The following is a 14930-nucleotide window of genomic DNA, read 5'->3' on the forward strand; positions in this document are numbered from 1 at the left end:
CTCAAAGGGAACTGGGGAGCAGGCTGTAGATGAAACGGCAGGGAAGAACTGATGGATACGGATTACGGAAAAAAACGTGCTAGAGCATCCAGCGCGTTCGTCGTCGTTTTTGTGGTGCGAAGGACAGGGGATTCTGATCATGAGGTGCGGCAGGGATAAGGAGGCAATCACCCGATGACGCTTCCTATTATGGGAATGATCATGTTCCCGCTCTGTCTGCTGCTGTGGTCCAGACCGGACCGTCTGCTTCAGCTTATTCTGATCGGTGGTATTTTCCCTGCCGCCGCTGCGTTGATTCTCGGCGGTCTTTGTATTCAGCCGTCGCTGGTGCCGGGACTGGCTTTTCTGTCGTATGTATCCCTGCAGAAAATGCTTGGCGCACGCTATCCCGGGCAAAAGGAAGTGATGTATCTGTCTGCCCCCATGATTTTTAATGGGGCCTGGGCCGTTTTCGGATCTCTGGTCATGCCCCGGCTGTTTCATAATGAGGTGCTTGTCTGGCCTCAGAAAGCTGATGCGGCTGGCGTGCAGGTCCTGCTGGCGCCGAGTTTCGGCAATATCAGTCAGGACGGTTATCTCGTCGTCAATATCATCCTCATGATTTTCGGGGCGCAGTATCTGACCCGGCCACTGATCGACATGAGGAAATTTTACGGTGCGTTCGTGCTGGCTGGCTGGCTGGTAGTGTTTATCGCCTTCTGGCAGTTCGCGTCCCGCATGGCCGGCGTGCCGTTTCCAAAGGAATTTTTCTATTCCAATACGGCGTGGACTGTTCTCGACGGGCAGATGGCGGGTCCGGTACCCCGTATCAACGGAAGTTTCACGGAGCCATCCGCCTGCGCGACGTATCTTGCTGGTGTAATGTTCTCCTGCATCTGGCTGACAATCAAAGGTTATACATTTCCGACCATTAAACCTCTTATTATCGCTTCCACTCTCGGTCTTTGTCTCACCACTTCCACGACCGGATTTGTCACCGTAGCAATCGGTATGATCCTTCTGCCGTTCATGGTGGTCGCAACCGGAGCAGGCCGTCTGCTGGGGCGTCTTGCCCAGTTCGCCATGATTGGTGCTGTCGTCGTGGGGGTCAGCGGTCTGATGGTAGTCACATTTGCACCGCAAGTTGTCGCTGGAGTCCAGAGAGTGAGTGAGGGGACGGCGAGCAAAAAAGATTCAGCCTCTTACAAGGAACGGACCCAGGCGGACACCGATGCCATGGCTGCTTGCATGGGAACTTACGGGCTTGGCACCGGATGGGGTAGCAACCGGTCATCCAGCCTGGTGCCCGGTCTACTGGCCAGTGTCGGTATCATTGGATGCGTTGCTCTGCTGATGTTTGATATACGCCTTATGCTGGCAGCTAAAGCCGCTCTGAATGCTGCTCCTGGGGGAGATTATTCTCTAGTCATAGAAGGCTTCATAGCCGCCATTCTGGGGCGGCTTATTGCTGCCCTTACTTCCGCGCCAACGATCGGCATGCCTGATTTCTATGTCATGATCGCCATTACGATTGCGGCGATTGCCCGTGTGCGGATGATGACCCGTCAGCCTATGGCCAAGGTGGCATCATCCATTGCTCTTGCCACCTGACCCGGCAGGTCGTTTACGCCAGAGGAATCTTTGGCAGGAACGGAGGATCAATACGCCTCATCTGTCCAACACAGAAGCCGAGCCGTGTTTTTGCTTTGATAATGATGTTCTTGAGAATGTACGGGCCTCAGTTCAGATATGTATCGGCAAGCACTTTGTGCAAAGTTAGCAAAGCTGCTTTGGAAGCGCCAAATCTTGCTGAATCGATCACGTGCTTCTGGAGATAGGACTGATATTTCTTTTTGATCAGATCGACAATCAGTCTGTCGGGGTTGTCATTCCGTGCAATGTGAAAATTCAGCAGATTTTCTGCCGCTTTCAGAAACTGTCGGGCCGGGATGTCCAAGTTCGAAAGAGAGTCTGGACTCACCGTATAGAAGTATAGTGCGTCCGGGATAACGCAGAATTTTGCGGCTGTGATATGAGACACGACTGTCCGCTTTTCGGAAGTTTCAGCAATTTCTCTCTGGTGTCGCCAAGCGATGCATCATTCACGATAATGACTTCAAGCGATCCCATTGGCTGATTCAGAATGGAATAAACAGCCTGTTCGATAAAAGCTCCTGTATTACTCGACGTCTTCACGCTTCGCGCCACGAAGCTGGGCACGAGGTTGTCGCCAGCCTCACCGCGGTCAAGCGGCTTGCGAGATATTTCAACGCCGGTCACTGCCGTCTTCGTCGTCGGACGGATATCAACGATTTCAACTTCGTCACCCATGCTGACAACGCCACGCTCGACACGACCCGTGACAACCATTCCACGACCGGAGATCGAAAACACGTCTTTGGTCGGCATCAGGAACGAACGGTCAACCAGACGCTCCTGCTGCGGGATGTAGGAATCAACAACGTCCATTAGATCCTTGACGCGGTTTTCACCAATCTCCGGATCACCATCTTCCAGAAGAGTCATAGGCTGGCCAATGAAGGAAACCAGGCGGTCGCTCTTTTTAACATCGTTCGTGAAACAACACTCCCGTCATGTTCGGTGAGTAAACCACATACTGACGAAAATCTTTACCGCCACAGGCGAGACATGCAAGACTGTGAGGGAAGCAGATTCATTTCCAGACTGGAAGAGATCGTCAACCGGGCGGATGTCTTGCCGGTCATGACTGTCTTCCTGCCCGCGCAATACAAACGCACTTACATGACGAAAACATGAAGCGCTATGTAGTTCAGTAGTTTATTCGGAACAGAAAGCGTGAGGCAACCCCGAAATTTCCGGTTACAGCCGGAAAAAAAGATTGAGTGAAAATATCATGGACTATCGCTTTCTTCTGGCAGCCTTGGGACTTGTGACCTGCGTTCAGGTGGCATGGGCTGACGACAGCCCTGCCATCCAGTCCAAGCTCAACGCGTGTTATGCCGGAACCGGGTCATGTAATATCGATTTTCAGGGAGCGCGTAAGACCATCGGCGCAACGTTGAAAGTTGACCCTGAATACGTCACTCTCCGCAATGCCGTGTTCGACTGTGTGATGACGTCCGGCACCTGCCTCTACGTTTCGGAGGAAGGGTTTCCTCGCGCCCGCCATCCCGGTTCCAACCGCCTGGAAGGTCTTGCGGTTTATGGCAGCAAATCCATCGACGGAATCACCATGAACTATCCTGGCAATGATAATGTGACGAACGCGGCGACGACCCTGTTCAATATCTCCTTGCAGGGATTCAATCATGGCCTTGTTCTGGGGAGTGGGGTCTGGGGCGCGGATATGCATGGCGTTGTCATTGGTAATGGCAATGTTGGCATCTATATTCCACCCGACACAAAAAATGCCGGGGAACTCTCAACCTTTGTCAGCGGCACTGTTTATAACAATGCTGTCGCCGGTCTTGATGAGGAATCGAATGTCGAACTTTCCTTTCTGGGAACGCGCTTCGACTTTAATAATCAGCAGATGCTTCTTAGTGGTCCAACCTCTTTTTCCGGCCATATCGAAAATTTCCAGAACGGCAAACCTGAGATCGTCCTCAAGGCTCTTCCGGGTGTTCCCGCAGGATCGATTTACATGAGTCCCGGCACGACCATTACTGTCGATCAATGGAATGCAGCTTCTCCTCAGCAGCCCTGTTATATACAGACTTCTCTCCCATGGAATCGCATTGTTGTTCCGGCTACCTTGTGGGGCTTCGGCGGAACTCAGGGTGCAGTATGTGGTCCTGGCAAGGTTGTGACGTGGGATCGTCAGGCTCCTGATTTCCAGTAACTGTCGGGCAGGGATGTTGCCGACGCTGAACTGATTTTCCGCCTTGTCCTGCTGCCGCGTATTTTACCGCTGTCTGTGTCGATGGCATGTAAATGGCGTGACCGAGCGGATTTTCCGGCATCTGGTCGCAGATCAAGACAATTCAATACATGGGCACGATTGTCCGGGCGCATCAGAATAGCACGAACGCCCTCCAAAAGCGGGCATGGATCAGGTCATCGGACGATCCCGGCCCGGTTAACTCTAGGCTCAGGACCTATTAATTTATTGAACTGAGCGGTGTGTTGTGATTCACAGTCTTACCGATGGAGGTGAGGCTGTGAGTGACGTGTTTTTGCTGTCTGAGAGGCAGATGGAGCGGATTGAGCCGTTTTTCCCTCTGGCGCACGGAGTGCCACGCGTGGATGACCGGCGTGTTCTGAGCGGGATCGTTTATGTGATCCGCAACGGTCTTCAGTGGAAAGACGCCCCGAAAGCGTATGGTCCGCACAAGACTTTGTATAATCGCTTCATCCGGTGGAGCCGCCTGGGTGTCTTCGACCGGATCTTCGTCGCGCTGACAGAGCAGGCTGGCCGTTCGAAGCACCTGATGATTGATGCAACACACCTCAAGGCACACCGGACATCGGCGTCCCTGCTCAAAAAGGGGCTTTTCCCCGCCATATCGGACGGACAAAAGGCGGCCTGAACTCAAAACTGCATGCCATATGTGATGGACAGGGACGCCCTGTCCGCCTTCATCTGACAGCGGGGCAGGTCAGTGACTTCAAAGGCGCTGATGTTCTGCTGGCGGACCTGCCGGATGAGACAGAGGAAGTCATCGGTGATCGGGGATACGACAGCAATAAGATCAGACAGTCTCTCGCAGACCGGAACATCACCGCCTGTATTCCGCCGAAGAAGAACAGGAAATCAAAGCCACCTTACGGCTGGCATATGTATAAGAAGCGCCACCTCATCGAAAACATGTTCGCAAAGCTGAAGGACTGGCGACGTGTTGCGACCCGATATGACCGCTGCGCTCATACCTTCATGTCCGCAATCCACATCGCAGAAAGCGTCAGCTTCTACCTCAAAGAATGAGTCCTGAGCCTAAGCAGAAGTAGCCATATCCAACCTACGGGTTCATCAGCTTTTTAAACAGTCTTTCTCACTCCTCGTTCAGTCGAAAACCGAACTCCATACCCGAGCAGTACCAGATAGGCGGGAACCGCAAGCACAAGAAAAGCAGCCTGAACGCCGATATATGGCTTGATCAGAACGAAAATCTGAGGCGTGCAGGCCCCTCCTGAAAACATCATCACCAGCAGGGCTGACGCAAGAGGAACATGGTGTCCCGCGTTCCGTATCGTCATGGGAAACAGGGCGGGCATGATCATGGCATTGGCCAGGCCGAGAAGAGCGACGCACAGGACAGACACGTAGCCGGTTGTCAGATAGGCAGCGACGGCGAAGAGAATACCAGCCGCGCAGGACAGGATCATGCAGCGTTCCTGCGAGAGAACGCGTGGAACAAGGCAGAGCCCCACCGCGTATCCGGTCATCATCGCAAAAAGAGTGAAAGCGGTGAAAAACCGCGTCTGGTCGAGCGGCATGCCGAACGCCTGTCCATACGTCCCGATAGCGTCGCCTGCGAGGACTTCAATACCGACATAAAGAAAGGTTGCGACCATGCCGAAGCCCAGACGTGGCGTGATATGAAATCCGGGCAGGGACAGAGCGAGGGGCGCAGGTGAGTCCAGGTCAGGGAGGTTCGACAGGAAAACTGCACAGGCTGCCACACCGAGAAGGGCCGCCATGCCGAGATACGGCCAGTAAATAGCGTTGGTAAAACCGGACAGTATGGCCTCACGCTCAGTCGGACTGGCAGCATGTTGCGCCTGTTCCGCCACACCGCTGATATTGTGCATGACTATGGCGGCCAGAACGATGGGCGCCAGAATGCCGGCAAATTTGTTGCACAGCCCCATTATGGCGATGCGCTGGGCTGCCTGTTCATGTGGGCCGAGCAGGCTGACATAGGGGTTGACCGTCACCTGAAGCAGGGTGAGACCCGCACCGATGACCATCAGTCCGCCCAGTGCGCCGGGGTAGGAGCGCAGGCCGACACATTGTCCGAACAGGGCGCTGCCGATCCCCATGATGGCCAGAGCCAGAGCAAGTCCACTTTTCAGGCCTGTGCGGCTGACGATACGGGCCGCTGGCAGAGCAAAAAGAAGATAGGCGATATAGAACGCCAGCGGCACAAGGAATGCACCGACATCCGAGAGAGAGAACGCCACTCTCACAAAGGAGATCAGTGGTCCGTTCAGCCAGGTGACAAAGCCGATCAGGAAAAACAGGCTGGCAGTGCTTGCCAGAGGAGCCCAGCCAAACGATCCGGCGGGGCAGCGGAAGAGAGAAGCCTTGGGCAAGTGGGTCAGACTGGACACGATGGCAGGGTTTCCAAGGGCTTAAATCAAGGTGAGTGCATAGCGAAGGTTAAAGATGTTATTGGTTTGCACGTATTGTGGTAGGCTGGGGTGAATAGTGGATGAGGTCAGGTTGCGCTGCGACAAGGGAAGTGAAACCCAATGCGGCAGCAGGAATTCTTGTTAGCAGAATCTTTCAGTAATGAAATGATTCGACCTCATTCGGGATGGATTTTCCGGAACATGGCGTGGTCCGGCAGTAGCGTTGTGAAAGAATGCATTGAAATGAAAAATCGATTTCTCGTGACGGGTGGAGCGGGTTACGTTGGCAGTCACATGGTTCTGGCTCTGCTTGATGCAGGCCATGACGTTACAGTTTTCGACAGTCTGAGAACAGGCCATCGCGCCGCAGTTCCGGCCGGAGCACGCTTCATCGAAGGCGACCTCGCGGATCTGCCGCTGCTCGACAAGGTTCTGGCGGATGGTCCCTGGGACTGCGTCTTTCATTTTGCAGCGCTCTCGCTTGTGGGTGAAAGCATGCAGAAACCCATGATGTACATGTCAGCCAATGGTGGACTGGGTTTTGGCCTGATTGACGCCTGCGTGCGTCACGGCGTGAAGAAATTCGTGTTTTCCTCGACCGCTGCCCTGTTCGGTTCGGCAGGTGACAAGCTGATTGACGAGGATACTCCCGTTCATCCCGGCTCGGCCTATGGCGAAAGCAAGCGTGTAGTGGAGCAGGCGCTCTACTGGGCTGACAGGATTCACGGTCTCCGCAGTGCCTGCCTGCGCTATTTCAACGCGGCAGGATGTGACCCGCAGGGGCGGGCGGGCGAGGACCATCGTCCGGAAACACATCTCATGCCTCTGGTGATCGACGCGGCACTGGGTCGCCGGGATGCTTTGACGCTGTTCGGGCAGGATTACCCGACACCGGACGGAAGCTGTGTGCGTGATTATATCCATGTCACAGATCTGGCTCAGGCTCATCTCGCCGTCCTGCCACTGCTTGATGAGAAGAGCGTCACGTTCAATGTTGGAACCGGCAAGGGAAACTCCAATCTGGAAGTGATCCAGGCTGTGGAGCATGTCAGTGGCAAGCCCGTGCCGTGGAAAGCAGGACCGCGTCGGGCAGGTGATCCTGCCATGCTGGTGGCAAGTCCCGCCCGCATCATGCAAGAAACCGGCTGGCAGCCGCGCTTTACGGATCTGAATGAAACGGTCAGGACAGCGCTGGACTGGCGTCTCGCGCATCCTCAGGGCTACGCGGACTAAGCTGTGGCAACCACCGGTCTACATGCAGATGTAAAGCTGCCCGATGTAAAGCTGAGTGAAGCGGCATCCGCCGTTCGGGAGCGGGCCTATGCTCCCTATTCAGCTTTTAAAGTCGGAGCGGCGTTACGCTGTGACGACGGCTCCATTCATGTCGGATGCAATGTCGAAAACGCCGCTTATCCTGAAGGAATCTGCGCGGAGGGCGGAGCCATCGCTGCGATGGTTGCTTCGGGCGGACGAAGGATTGTCGAAATTGTCGTCTGTGGTGGTGAGCGTGGTCCCTGTACCCCATGCGGCGGTTGCCGACAGAAGCTGAGAGAGTTCGGTGCTCCCGGGATGCCGGTTTATATGATTGACCCTGCTGGGCAGGTGCTGCTGGTGAAAACGCTGGGTGAACTGCTGCCTGAGAGCTTCGGGCCTGAAAGTCTGGGTTGATCATCGGGGTGAATAACCCGGACATCCCGCTTATCGCCGGATGTCCGGGCTTTCTGGTGTGCAATTCTGGAGGAATGCTTCCTCCAATTGAAATGCTCTCATGCAATGAAGACAACCTAGCGGGAAAATATTTAAGAATGAGTGAATTTCAGAAGAAGATTTTATGTTTCAAAGGATTTCGAAAGCATTTCCCGCAGTTCATGATCGCTGTTTGCAGCGTCCTGACGACTGTCCTGTGCCAGCATTCCCATGCGGCCGTCCCGCAACGGCCCGGTATCGGCCAGGTTGACCATCGTCAGGCTGTTGACATGACCTCGTTGCCATGGAGCGCCATAGGGAGGGTCCAGACGGAACTGGGTGGGCGTTGCACAGGTTTTCTGGTCGCGCCGACGGTCGTTGAGACAGCGGCGCACTGCCTTTTCCTGCCAAGAACAGGCCGCTATATCCAACCGCAGGATGTCCATTTTCTGCGCGCCTACAGCAAGGGACAGTACGCTGCCCACGCCCGGGCGATTCGTCTTCTGGTGCCTCCAGAATACGATCCTCGTGACGAAGCGCGGACGGCAGCTTTTGACCGGGCGACCCTGTTTCTCGCAGAACCTGCCGCGACCATGAAAGACGTGCTTGCCGTGGCGGACAGTCTCCCTGCACCCGGAACAGATGTGGTTCTGGGAGGGTACGAGCAGGATTTCAGTGAAATTGTGCGCTCCGACATGGGGTGCATGACGGGTAGACTGGCGGTGGATGGTGGAGGCAAGACTCTGATCACACATGACTGTTCGGCCACCAGAGGAAGTAGTGGCGCGCCATTGCTCAGTTTTCAGGACGGGAAGTGGACTGCTCTGGGAATACAGGTTCTGGCCAATTACGGACGCGGGGGAGCGGCGGCGCCTTTATTGCCTCTGGTGGCGGCAGACAGCGGACGCAGATAATCTACACTGTAACGTGATATATATCGGATGCATCTTAGTTATTATTTTAATTGTTAAATCGAGCAGAGCAGACAAGCATGTCTGAACTGGAGCGCAATGGAAAAGTCGCTTCGTTCTCAACTCCATGTATTACGGGAGTCTCTGGTTATGGGTCGTCTAGCCAATCCTGGCCCTCTCGGTCTCGCCGGTTTCGGAATGACCACTATTCTGCTCAACGTCTGTAACGCTGGTTTCGTGCCGCTGAATTCTTCAGTGCTGGCCATGGGACTGGCTTTTGGCGGTTTCGCCCAGATGTGCGCGGGTCTGCTGGAATATCCAAAGGGCAATACCTTCGGCCTCACCGCCTTTACATCTTATGGGGCGTTCTGGATTTCTCTGGTGCTGCTGATTTTTCTGCCGAAATTCGGTCTTGTCGCACCGGCGACACCCGCTGCGATGGCGGCTTATCTCGGCGTCTGGGGAATTTTCACGGTCTTCATGTTTGTCGGCACCCTGAAAGCAAATCGCGTTCTGCAGTTCATCTTTGGCTCACTGACTGTGCTGTTCGGCCTGCTGGTGGCGGGTGAGGCAACCGGGAATGCAGCCATCACGCACTTCGCAGGCTTTGAAGGTCTGATCTGCGGCGCTTCCGCCCTGTATCTTGCCATGGCGGAAGTTCTGGAAGAACAGTTTGGACACCCGATCCTGCCGATTGGTGCGCAGCATCAGCCGGTTGCTTCAAACAATCCGGTTCATTCGGTACGTGTCGCCGCTGAGTAGAATCTTTTAGTTACCAATAAACAGGCAGGAGGGGCTTATGTCCTTCCTGCTTTTCTGTTTTGCGTAAATGTAAAAAATATATTTAGCGTTAAATATCCAGCGGCGCATACTGTTGTTGGTAATTTTTCCGGCAGGTGCTCTCTGGTTTAAAGTCACTACTCTGTCTGGCAAGCAACGTCTGATTCTCACCTCGCAAATTGGAAGCGCCATTTAACGTAACCCGGAACATTTCTGTTTGGACTGAAAGCTTTTGACTTCTCTCTTGATCCTTCATTGTCTTCACGCTTGAAATTTTCCGTCGAGGCTCTTGTTAATCCCGAGTTCTGAATGAGGACAAAAGGCGTGACGGAGTTGCAATCACCGGCTTGAAGACTTCCTTATTTCCGGCTGCTGGTAAAAGACCAAAAAAAGTAGAGTTGCGAGCCAGCTTATATAAAAAAGTGCTGGTATAAATGGCCCAGCAATCCTTCTCGCGAATGGTGATTAAATACGTAACATTTGCAGGGAATTCAGCAGTGGACTGGTTGTTTAGTAAATTGCCTGGACCGGCGTAAGTGCTGTAATTCACACGCGCTACAACGGTTCCGGGTGTCAATTTCCCAACCATGGAACGGCCATTTGTATCGTGATAAAAATGAAGGCCGGAATCTGTCTCGTTAACCTGAAGGCTGCATCCATTCATTGCTCCGGTAAGGACAAGCGTGCCGATGGGAGCATTTTTGGGGACAACACATGTGCCAACGCCACCATACGGAGTCTGGATATAGGGGTAATAATAATCTCCCTTACCTTCCGTTACCTCCAGTTCATATATAGCCAAGCCATTCTTGTCGGCACCGTAATATTTACATTGAACAGAGCATTCTCCACCAAAAGAATCATGGCCATCATTATAAATTCTTGATTGCACGAAATAAAACCCGGTCCTGAAAGCGACGCCTGGATTAGCCCGTAGGTCGTGAAGCATATTTTTTTCCTACCACAATTAAGTTATCATAATTCAATAAAGGTTTTTGTCAAAAATGAGAGGTGTCACTATACATTCATGTAACATTGATCTTCTGCCTCAAGAAGTAAGTCTTGGGACTCTCTAAAAATTTGAATTATTATAAGCAGCAGAGAGAATACCGTTTATTGGTTTTGCCGGTATTCTCATAACAAGGATTGATTACACAAATCGTCCCGGCGCGCCGCGTTGCAGCACTTCGATCCGATACCCGTCGGGGTCGGCAACAAAGAAAAACTGTCCGATCACGCGCCCTTCATGCGCCAGTTCCCTGACTGGTTCAGGCTTCAGATCTTCCTGTTCAAAGCGGGTATGTTCAGATCTGATGTCACCAACCGACACAGCGAGATGCCCGTAGCCATCGCCTCGATCATAGGGACGGTCTCGATCATGATTGACGGTCAGTTCCAGCTCAAAGGTCTGCTCGTCGTTTGACAGATAGATCAGCGTGAAACTGTCGAACGCAATGCGATCAGCCACATGAAGACCAAAAGCCTTTTCATAGAAGGCCAGTGACGTTTTTTCGTCCCTGACGCGGATCATGGAATGGATCATCTTCGCCATGAAGCGTTTCCTGTTTATTTCCTGTGAGTGGAAGGACTCCCATAATCAAAGGTCCGGGATGTCGAAAGCCTGCAACTCCAGAAATTCGCGATAGGGGCCATCCCGCCGTTCAAGTTCGGAGGGAGAGCCGTCTTCCACGATCTTGCCTTTCTGCATCACGACAATGCGGTCAAAATCCTTCAGCGTGGACAGGCGATGCGCGACAGCGATCACTGTGCGGCCCTGCATCAGCCTGTGCAAGGCTTCCTGAATGTGATGCTCGCTTTCACTATCGAGAGCACTGGTTGCCTCATCAAGAATCAGGATCGGTGCGTTCCTTAGAAAAGCACGGGCAATGGCGAGGCGCTGGCGCTGGCCACCCGAGAGCTTCACGCCGCGATCACCGACTTCGGTCGCAAAACCTTCCGGAAGCGCCATGATGAAATCGGTACATTCCGCGGCATCGGCTGCTGCCCGGACATCCTCGTCAGACGCATCAGGCTTGCCGTAGCGAATATTGTCGGTGACAGAGCGGCGCAGCAGGGACACATCCTGCGGTACGACTGACATGCAGCCCCGGAGCGCTTCCTCGGACAGATCACGGATATTCACACCATCGATCATGACTGCACCATCCTGAACATAACGCTGCCGCTGAAGCAGGGCCAGCACGGTGCTCTTGCCGGAGCCGGAACGTCCGACAAGCCCGACGCGCGTGCCGGGTGTGACATGCAGGTTGAAGTGTTCCAGCACATTCGGGCCGGTGGGATAGTGAAAGATGACGTTCTGGAAGGATACCTCCCCCTTGGGGGGAGAAGCAAACCCGTGTGCGTCGGCCTGATCGCGCATCTCGTGAGGGATCAGGATCGTTGAAAGCGTCTCGCCCAGACGGGCCGTGTGCTGCACCGTTTCGACAAGGGCGACAGCCAGATCGCGGGTGCCATGCAGGATCATGAAGCCAAGACCGACCACCATGACCACGTCGCCGACCGTCGCCGCGCCGTTCTGCCAGAGCCAGACGATCCAGACGAGCAATCCTGCTGTCAGAACGGCAGTCAGGACTGCATGGACAAGCCGCAGGATTTCCATGTTGCGCAGCGAAACGCCACGGACCGCCATTTCACTGTCGATCAGTCCGGCCAGTCGTGTCCGCTCGAAACCGAGCATCCCGAAGGTGCGGACGAGCGGCAGATTGCCGACCACATCCTGCATTTCACCGTCCATGTCGGCGGCTGAACCGGCATAGGAAGAGTGCAGTTTTTTGCCGCCTCGCGCCATGCGGAACATCAGGGCGGCGAGAGTGAAGGCGAGAGCGGTGATGACGCTGCCCATCAGGGGACTGACGCTGATCATCAGGCCAATCGAAAGAAGAACATTCAGGCAGGGCGGCAGGATATTCCACGCCAGCAGGCTTTCCAGCGTGAAGGAAGCGCTCCCCGCCGTCGAAATACGGGCTGCCAGAGCAGCGGGCATCCGATCGGAGAAATAACCGGTCGAGTGGCCGGTGAGATAACGGAACAGATCCCGCCTTACGTCGCCGGTGACAGCTACAAACGTCTTGGCGGCGTACCAGCCCGCCACACGCCAGGACAGATTGTCCACCGCGATGATGCCGGCCAGCCAGATGACGGCTGTCCAGACCGGCCGTACGGACGTGCCGGCGACATGCTGGTTCATCGTGTCCACCAGATATCTGATGTACGATGAGGAGAATACGGCGCAGGAGACGGCCAGCCCCACAAAACCGAAGACCATCACGTGCGGAACGGCACGATTTCGTGCATAGCGCATGAGAAAACGCACGGGATGGCCAGCATATTGTGGAAGATCGATGTCGGGGACAGTCGTTTCGCTGTCCTGGCTCACGCGGCTCTGCTCATGCGTCATTTGTCCTGTCAACTTTTGGGTGAGTTTAAGCGTTTGTGGCATGAGTGAAAAGCTCGCACAGCAATACGGAAATCGTATGTCCTGTAGGGTTTAAAGTCAGTGAAGCCGGAAAGGTTCACTCTGATCCGGATGGCGAGTGTCTGAAGAATAACAATAAACATGCGGAGTTACCGGTCATGCGTATCGCCCAGATTGCCCCGCTCCACGAAGCCGTACCTCCCAAACTCTACGGGGGCACGGAGAGAGTGGTAGCCTTTCTCACTGATGAACTGGTGAAAATGGGACATGATGTCACCCTGTTCGCCAGCGGTGACAGCGTGACATCCGCTGCGCTCGATGCCGTATGGCCGCGGGCCTTGCGGCTTGATCCGGCCATCCGCGATCCTATCGCACCGCACATGCTGCTCATGGAACGGGTCGCACGACGGACCGATGATTTCGACATCCTGCATTTTCATATGGACTACTGGCCTTTTACCTATTTCAGCCGCCAGAAGATCCCGTTTGTCACAACCATGCACGGACGGCTCGATCTGATGGAGTTGCAGCCGGTTTTCGACGCCTTCCCACAAATACCCATCGTCTCCATTTCCGACAGCCAGCGTCGCCCTCTGCCACAGGCGCGTTACGCTGGAACCGTCCTGCATGGACTTCCGGAAAATCTGCTCACGCCTCAGCCCGGCCCGAGAAATTATCTCGCCTTTCTGGGGCGCATCTGTCCTGAAAAGGGGGTGGACAAGGCGATCCGTATCGCACGCGCGGTTGGTATGCCGCTGAAAATCGCGGCCAAGGTGGACAAGGTCGATGTCGAATATTTCGAGCGCGAGATTCAACCGATGCTGGGCGACGGTGTCGAACTGGTCGGCGAGATCAATGACGCACAGAAACCGGCTTTCCTGTCAGGAGCGCGCGCTCTGCTGATGCCGATCGACTGGCCCGAACCCTTCGGGCTGGTCATGATCGAAGCCATGGCCTGCGGTACGCCGGTCATAGCCTTCCGTCACGGGTCCGTGCCCGAGGTGATCGAGGATGGTGTCACGGGTGCGATTGTCACGAGTGAAATGGAAGCCATCGCCGCTTATCCCCGTGTCGAAAAACTCGACCCCGTCCGCATCCGTCACGAATTCGAAAAACGGTTCACGGCCCGTCGCATGGCTGAGGATTATCTGGGCATCTACCGGACGCTGATTGAAGAACGGTCCTGAAAGACTGGTCCCCAGAAATGTCGGTTCTGAACAAAACGGACCCTGTGCAATAACAGGAGCCAGACATGTAGAAGTCTGGCTTGTCCTGCAGGGAGGTGTGCAGCAAGGTCACCTCCTCGTGTCGGAACAATGGCTTTTATAGACAGACGAAACAGGACGATCATGAAAAGCCGCCATATCTGGCATCCTCTGAGCTGGTTCTACACCGATCGGCGTCGTGACGATTCCACTCCCGCAACGCCGGGCTGGCTCGATAAATTCAATGATCGTCTGGCAATCCGGATGACCATCATTTTTGGCAGCATCTGGTGCGTCTATGCGTTCATACTGTTTTCGCTCCTTCCGGTCTTCAAACCGCAATGGCAGGACGGCCTGCTTTATGTCAGCAATGCAATCCAGTTGGTGGCGCTTCCGGCTCTGATGGTGGGCAGCGCCATTCTTGCGCGCGGCAATGACCAGCGGGCGGCTGAAGATCACACGGCTCTCATGGAAATCCTCAGCGATGTGCGCGAAGAGGTGGGTCGTCTGCGTGCGATGACGGTGAATATCGCGGAGCAGGAGATACAGAACAGCGAACGCCCGACAGATGTGGTGTCTATTTCTGATGATGCTGTCATCGCCGTGAATGAACCATCATCTCCGGTGACTGGAGGGATCAGGTCTGGTGCCTGAAAG

13 protein-coding genes and 1 pseudogene are annotated in these 14930 nt (G+C 54.6%); 9 read left to right on the forward strand and 5 right to left on the reverse strand.

The genetic code is table 11. The annotated features are described in order from the left end of the window. Positions 1-174: 174 nt before the first annotated feature. A complete protein-coding gene (locus A0U92_RS07490; RefSeq protein WP_077812681.1) occupies positions 175-1590 on the forward strand; it encodes a hypothetical protein in 1416 nt (471 codons plus the stop codon). A gap of 571 nt (positions 1591-2161) precedes the next feature. Here A0U92_RS07490 and A0U92_RS07500 read toward each other — a convergent pair. Continuing rightward, positions 2162-2499, reverse strand: a pseudogene (locus tag A0U92_RS07500) (EF-Tu/IF-2/RF-3 family GTPase); the annotation flags it as partial. 340 nt (positions 2500-2839) lie between these two features. Here A0U92_RS07500 and A0U92_RS07505 point away from each other — a divergent pair. Then, positions 2840-3802, forward strand: coding sequence for a hypothetical protein (locus A0U92_RS07505; protein WP_077812683.1), 963 nt, complete (start codon positions 2840-2842; stop codon positions 3800-3802). A gap of 319 nt (positions 3803-4121) precedes the next feature. Beyond that, positions 4122-4885, forward strand: a protein-coding gene (locus A0U92_RS07510; RefSeq protein WP_149026418.1) for an IS5 family transposase whose coding sequence is annotated in 2 segments (ribosomal slippage) — positions 4122-4455 and positions 4455-4885 — 765 coding nt in all. Because the reading frame shifts where the segments join, the coding sequence is not laid out codon by codon here. Between the two features lie 53 nt (positions 4886-4938). On the opposite strand, the gene gluP is transcribed toward A0U92_RS07510, so the two are convergent. After that, a complete protein-coding gene (gene gluP / locus A0U92_RS07515; protein WP_077812684.1) occupies positions 4939-6234 on the reverse strand; it encodes a glucose/galactose MFS transporter in 1296 nt (431 codons plus the stop codon). Positions 6235-6498: 264 nt separating this feature from the next. Between gluP and galE the strand changes: the two genes are divergently transcribed. From galE to A0U92_RS07535, 4 genes are all read left to right on the forward strand, one after another. Then, on the forward strand, positions 6499-7488 hold the full coding sequence (gene galE / locus A0U92_RS07520) for a UDP-glucose 4-epimerase GalE (protein ID WP_077814310.1): 990 nt from the start codon (positions 6499-6501) through the stop codon (positions 7486-7488). 36 nt (positions 7489-7524) lie between these two features. After that, the gene (locus tag A0U92_RS07525; protein WP_077814311.1) at positions 7525-7923 is read left to right on the forward strand and encodes a cytidine deaminase; all 399 of its coding nucleotides are present in this window, start codon (positions 7525-7527) and stop codon (positions 7921-7923) included. A 200-nt stretch (positions 7924-8123) separates the two neighbouring features. Next, on the forward strand, positions 8124-8855 hold the full coding sequence (locus A0U92_RS07530; RefSeq protein WP_236748316.1) for a trypsin-like serine peptidase: 732 nt from the start codon (positions 8124-8126) through the stop codon (positions 8853-8855). A gap of 147 nt (positions 8856-9002) precedes the next feature. Beyond that, complete coding sequence (locus A0U92_RS07535) at positions 9003-9614, forward strand: acetate uptake transporter (protein ID WP_077812685.1); 612 nt, start codon at positions 9003-9005, stop codon at positions 9612-9614. A gap of 310 nt (positions 9615-9924) precedes the next feature. Here the strand turns inward: A0U92_RS07535 and A0U92_RS17295 are convergent, their stop codons facing one another. From A0U92_RS17295 to A0U92_RS07550, 3 genes are all read right to left on the reverse strand, one after another. Beyond that, positions 9925-10581, reverse strand: coding sequence for a hypothetical protein (locus A0U92_RS17295; RefSeq protein ID WP_149026419.1), 657 nt, complete (start codon positions 10579-10581; stop codon positions 9925-9927). A 201-nt stretch (positions 10582-10782) separates the two neighbouring features. Next, complete coding sequence (locus tag A0U92_RS07545; RefSeq protein WP_077812687.1) at positions 10783-11184, reverse strand: VOC family protein; 402 nt, start codon at positions 11182-11184, stop codon at positions 10783-10785. Positions 11185-11229: 45 nt separating this feature from the next. After that, the gene (locus A0U92_RS07550; RefSeq protein ID WP_077812688.1) at positions 11230-13050 is read right to left on the reverse strand and encodes an ABC transporter ATP-binding protein; all 1821 of its coding nucleotides are present in this window, start codon (positions 13048-13050) and stop codon (positions 11230-11232) included. A gap of 176 nt (positions 13051-13226) precedes the next feature. Here A0U92_RS07550 and A0U92_RS07555 point away from each other — a divergent pair, with 176 nt between their 5' ends. Both A0U92_RS07555 and A0U92_RS07560 read left to right on the forward strand, forming a co-directional pair. Continuing rightward, positions 13227-14255, forward strand: a complete 1029-nt coding sequence (locus A0U92_RS07555; RefSeq protein ID WP_077812689.1) for a glycosyltransferase family 4 protein — start codon at positions 13227-13229, stop codon at positions 14253-14255. Between the two features lie 282 nt (positions 14256-14537). Next, positions 14538-14927: a hypothetical protein gene (locus A0U92_RS07560; protein ID WP_236748353.1), complete on the forward strand. Its 390-nt coding sequence runs from the start codon at positions 14538-14540 to the stop codon at positions 14925-14927. Positions 14928-14930: the final 3 nt, after the last annotated feature.

Source organism: Acetobacter aceti (assembly GCF_002005445.1).
GTDB lineage: Bacteria > Pseudomonadota > Alphaproteobacteria > Acetobacterales > Acetobacteraceae > Acetobacter > Acetobacter aceti_B.

Bases quoted from the DNA above. Each gene is read 5' to 3' on its own strand.
- A0U92_RS07490 (WP_077812681.1), top strand. From the start codon at position 175: ATGACGCTTCCTATTATGGGAATGATCATGTTCCCGCTCTGTCTGCTG.
- galE (WP_077814310.1), top strand. From the start codon at position 6,499: ATGAAAAATCGATTTCTCGTGACGGGTGGAGCGGGTTACGTTGGCAGT.
- A0U92_RS07530 (WP_236748316.1), top strand. From the start codon at position 8,124: ATGATCGCTGTTTGCAGCGTCCTGACGACTGTCCTGTGCCAGCATTCC.
- A0U92_RS07535 (WP_077812685.1), top strand. From the start codon at position 9,003: ATGGGTCGTCTAGCCAATCCTGGCCCTCTCGGTCTCGCCGGTTTCGGA.
- A0U92_RS17295 (WP_149026419.1), bottom strand. From the start codon at position 10,581: ATGCTTCACGACCTACGGGCTAATCCAGGCGTCGCTTTCAGGACCGGG.
- A0U92_RS07545 (WP_077812687.1), bottom strand. From the start codon at position 11,184: ATGGCGAAGATGATCCATTCCATGATCCGCGTCAGGGACGAAAAAACG.
- A0U92_RS07550 (WP_077812688.1), bottom strand. From the start codon at position 13,050: ATGACGCATGAGCAGAGCCGCGTGAGCCAGGACAGCGAAACGACTGTC.
- A0U92_RS07555 (WP_077812689.1), top strand. From the start codon at position 13,227: ATGCGTATCGCCCAGATTGCCCCGCTCCACGAAGCCGTACCTCCCAAA.
- A0U92_RS07560 (WP_236748353.1), top strand. From the start codon at position 14,538: ATGACCATCATTTTTGGCAGCATCTGGTGCGTCTATGCGTTCATACTG.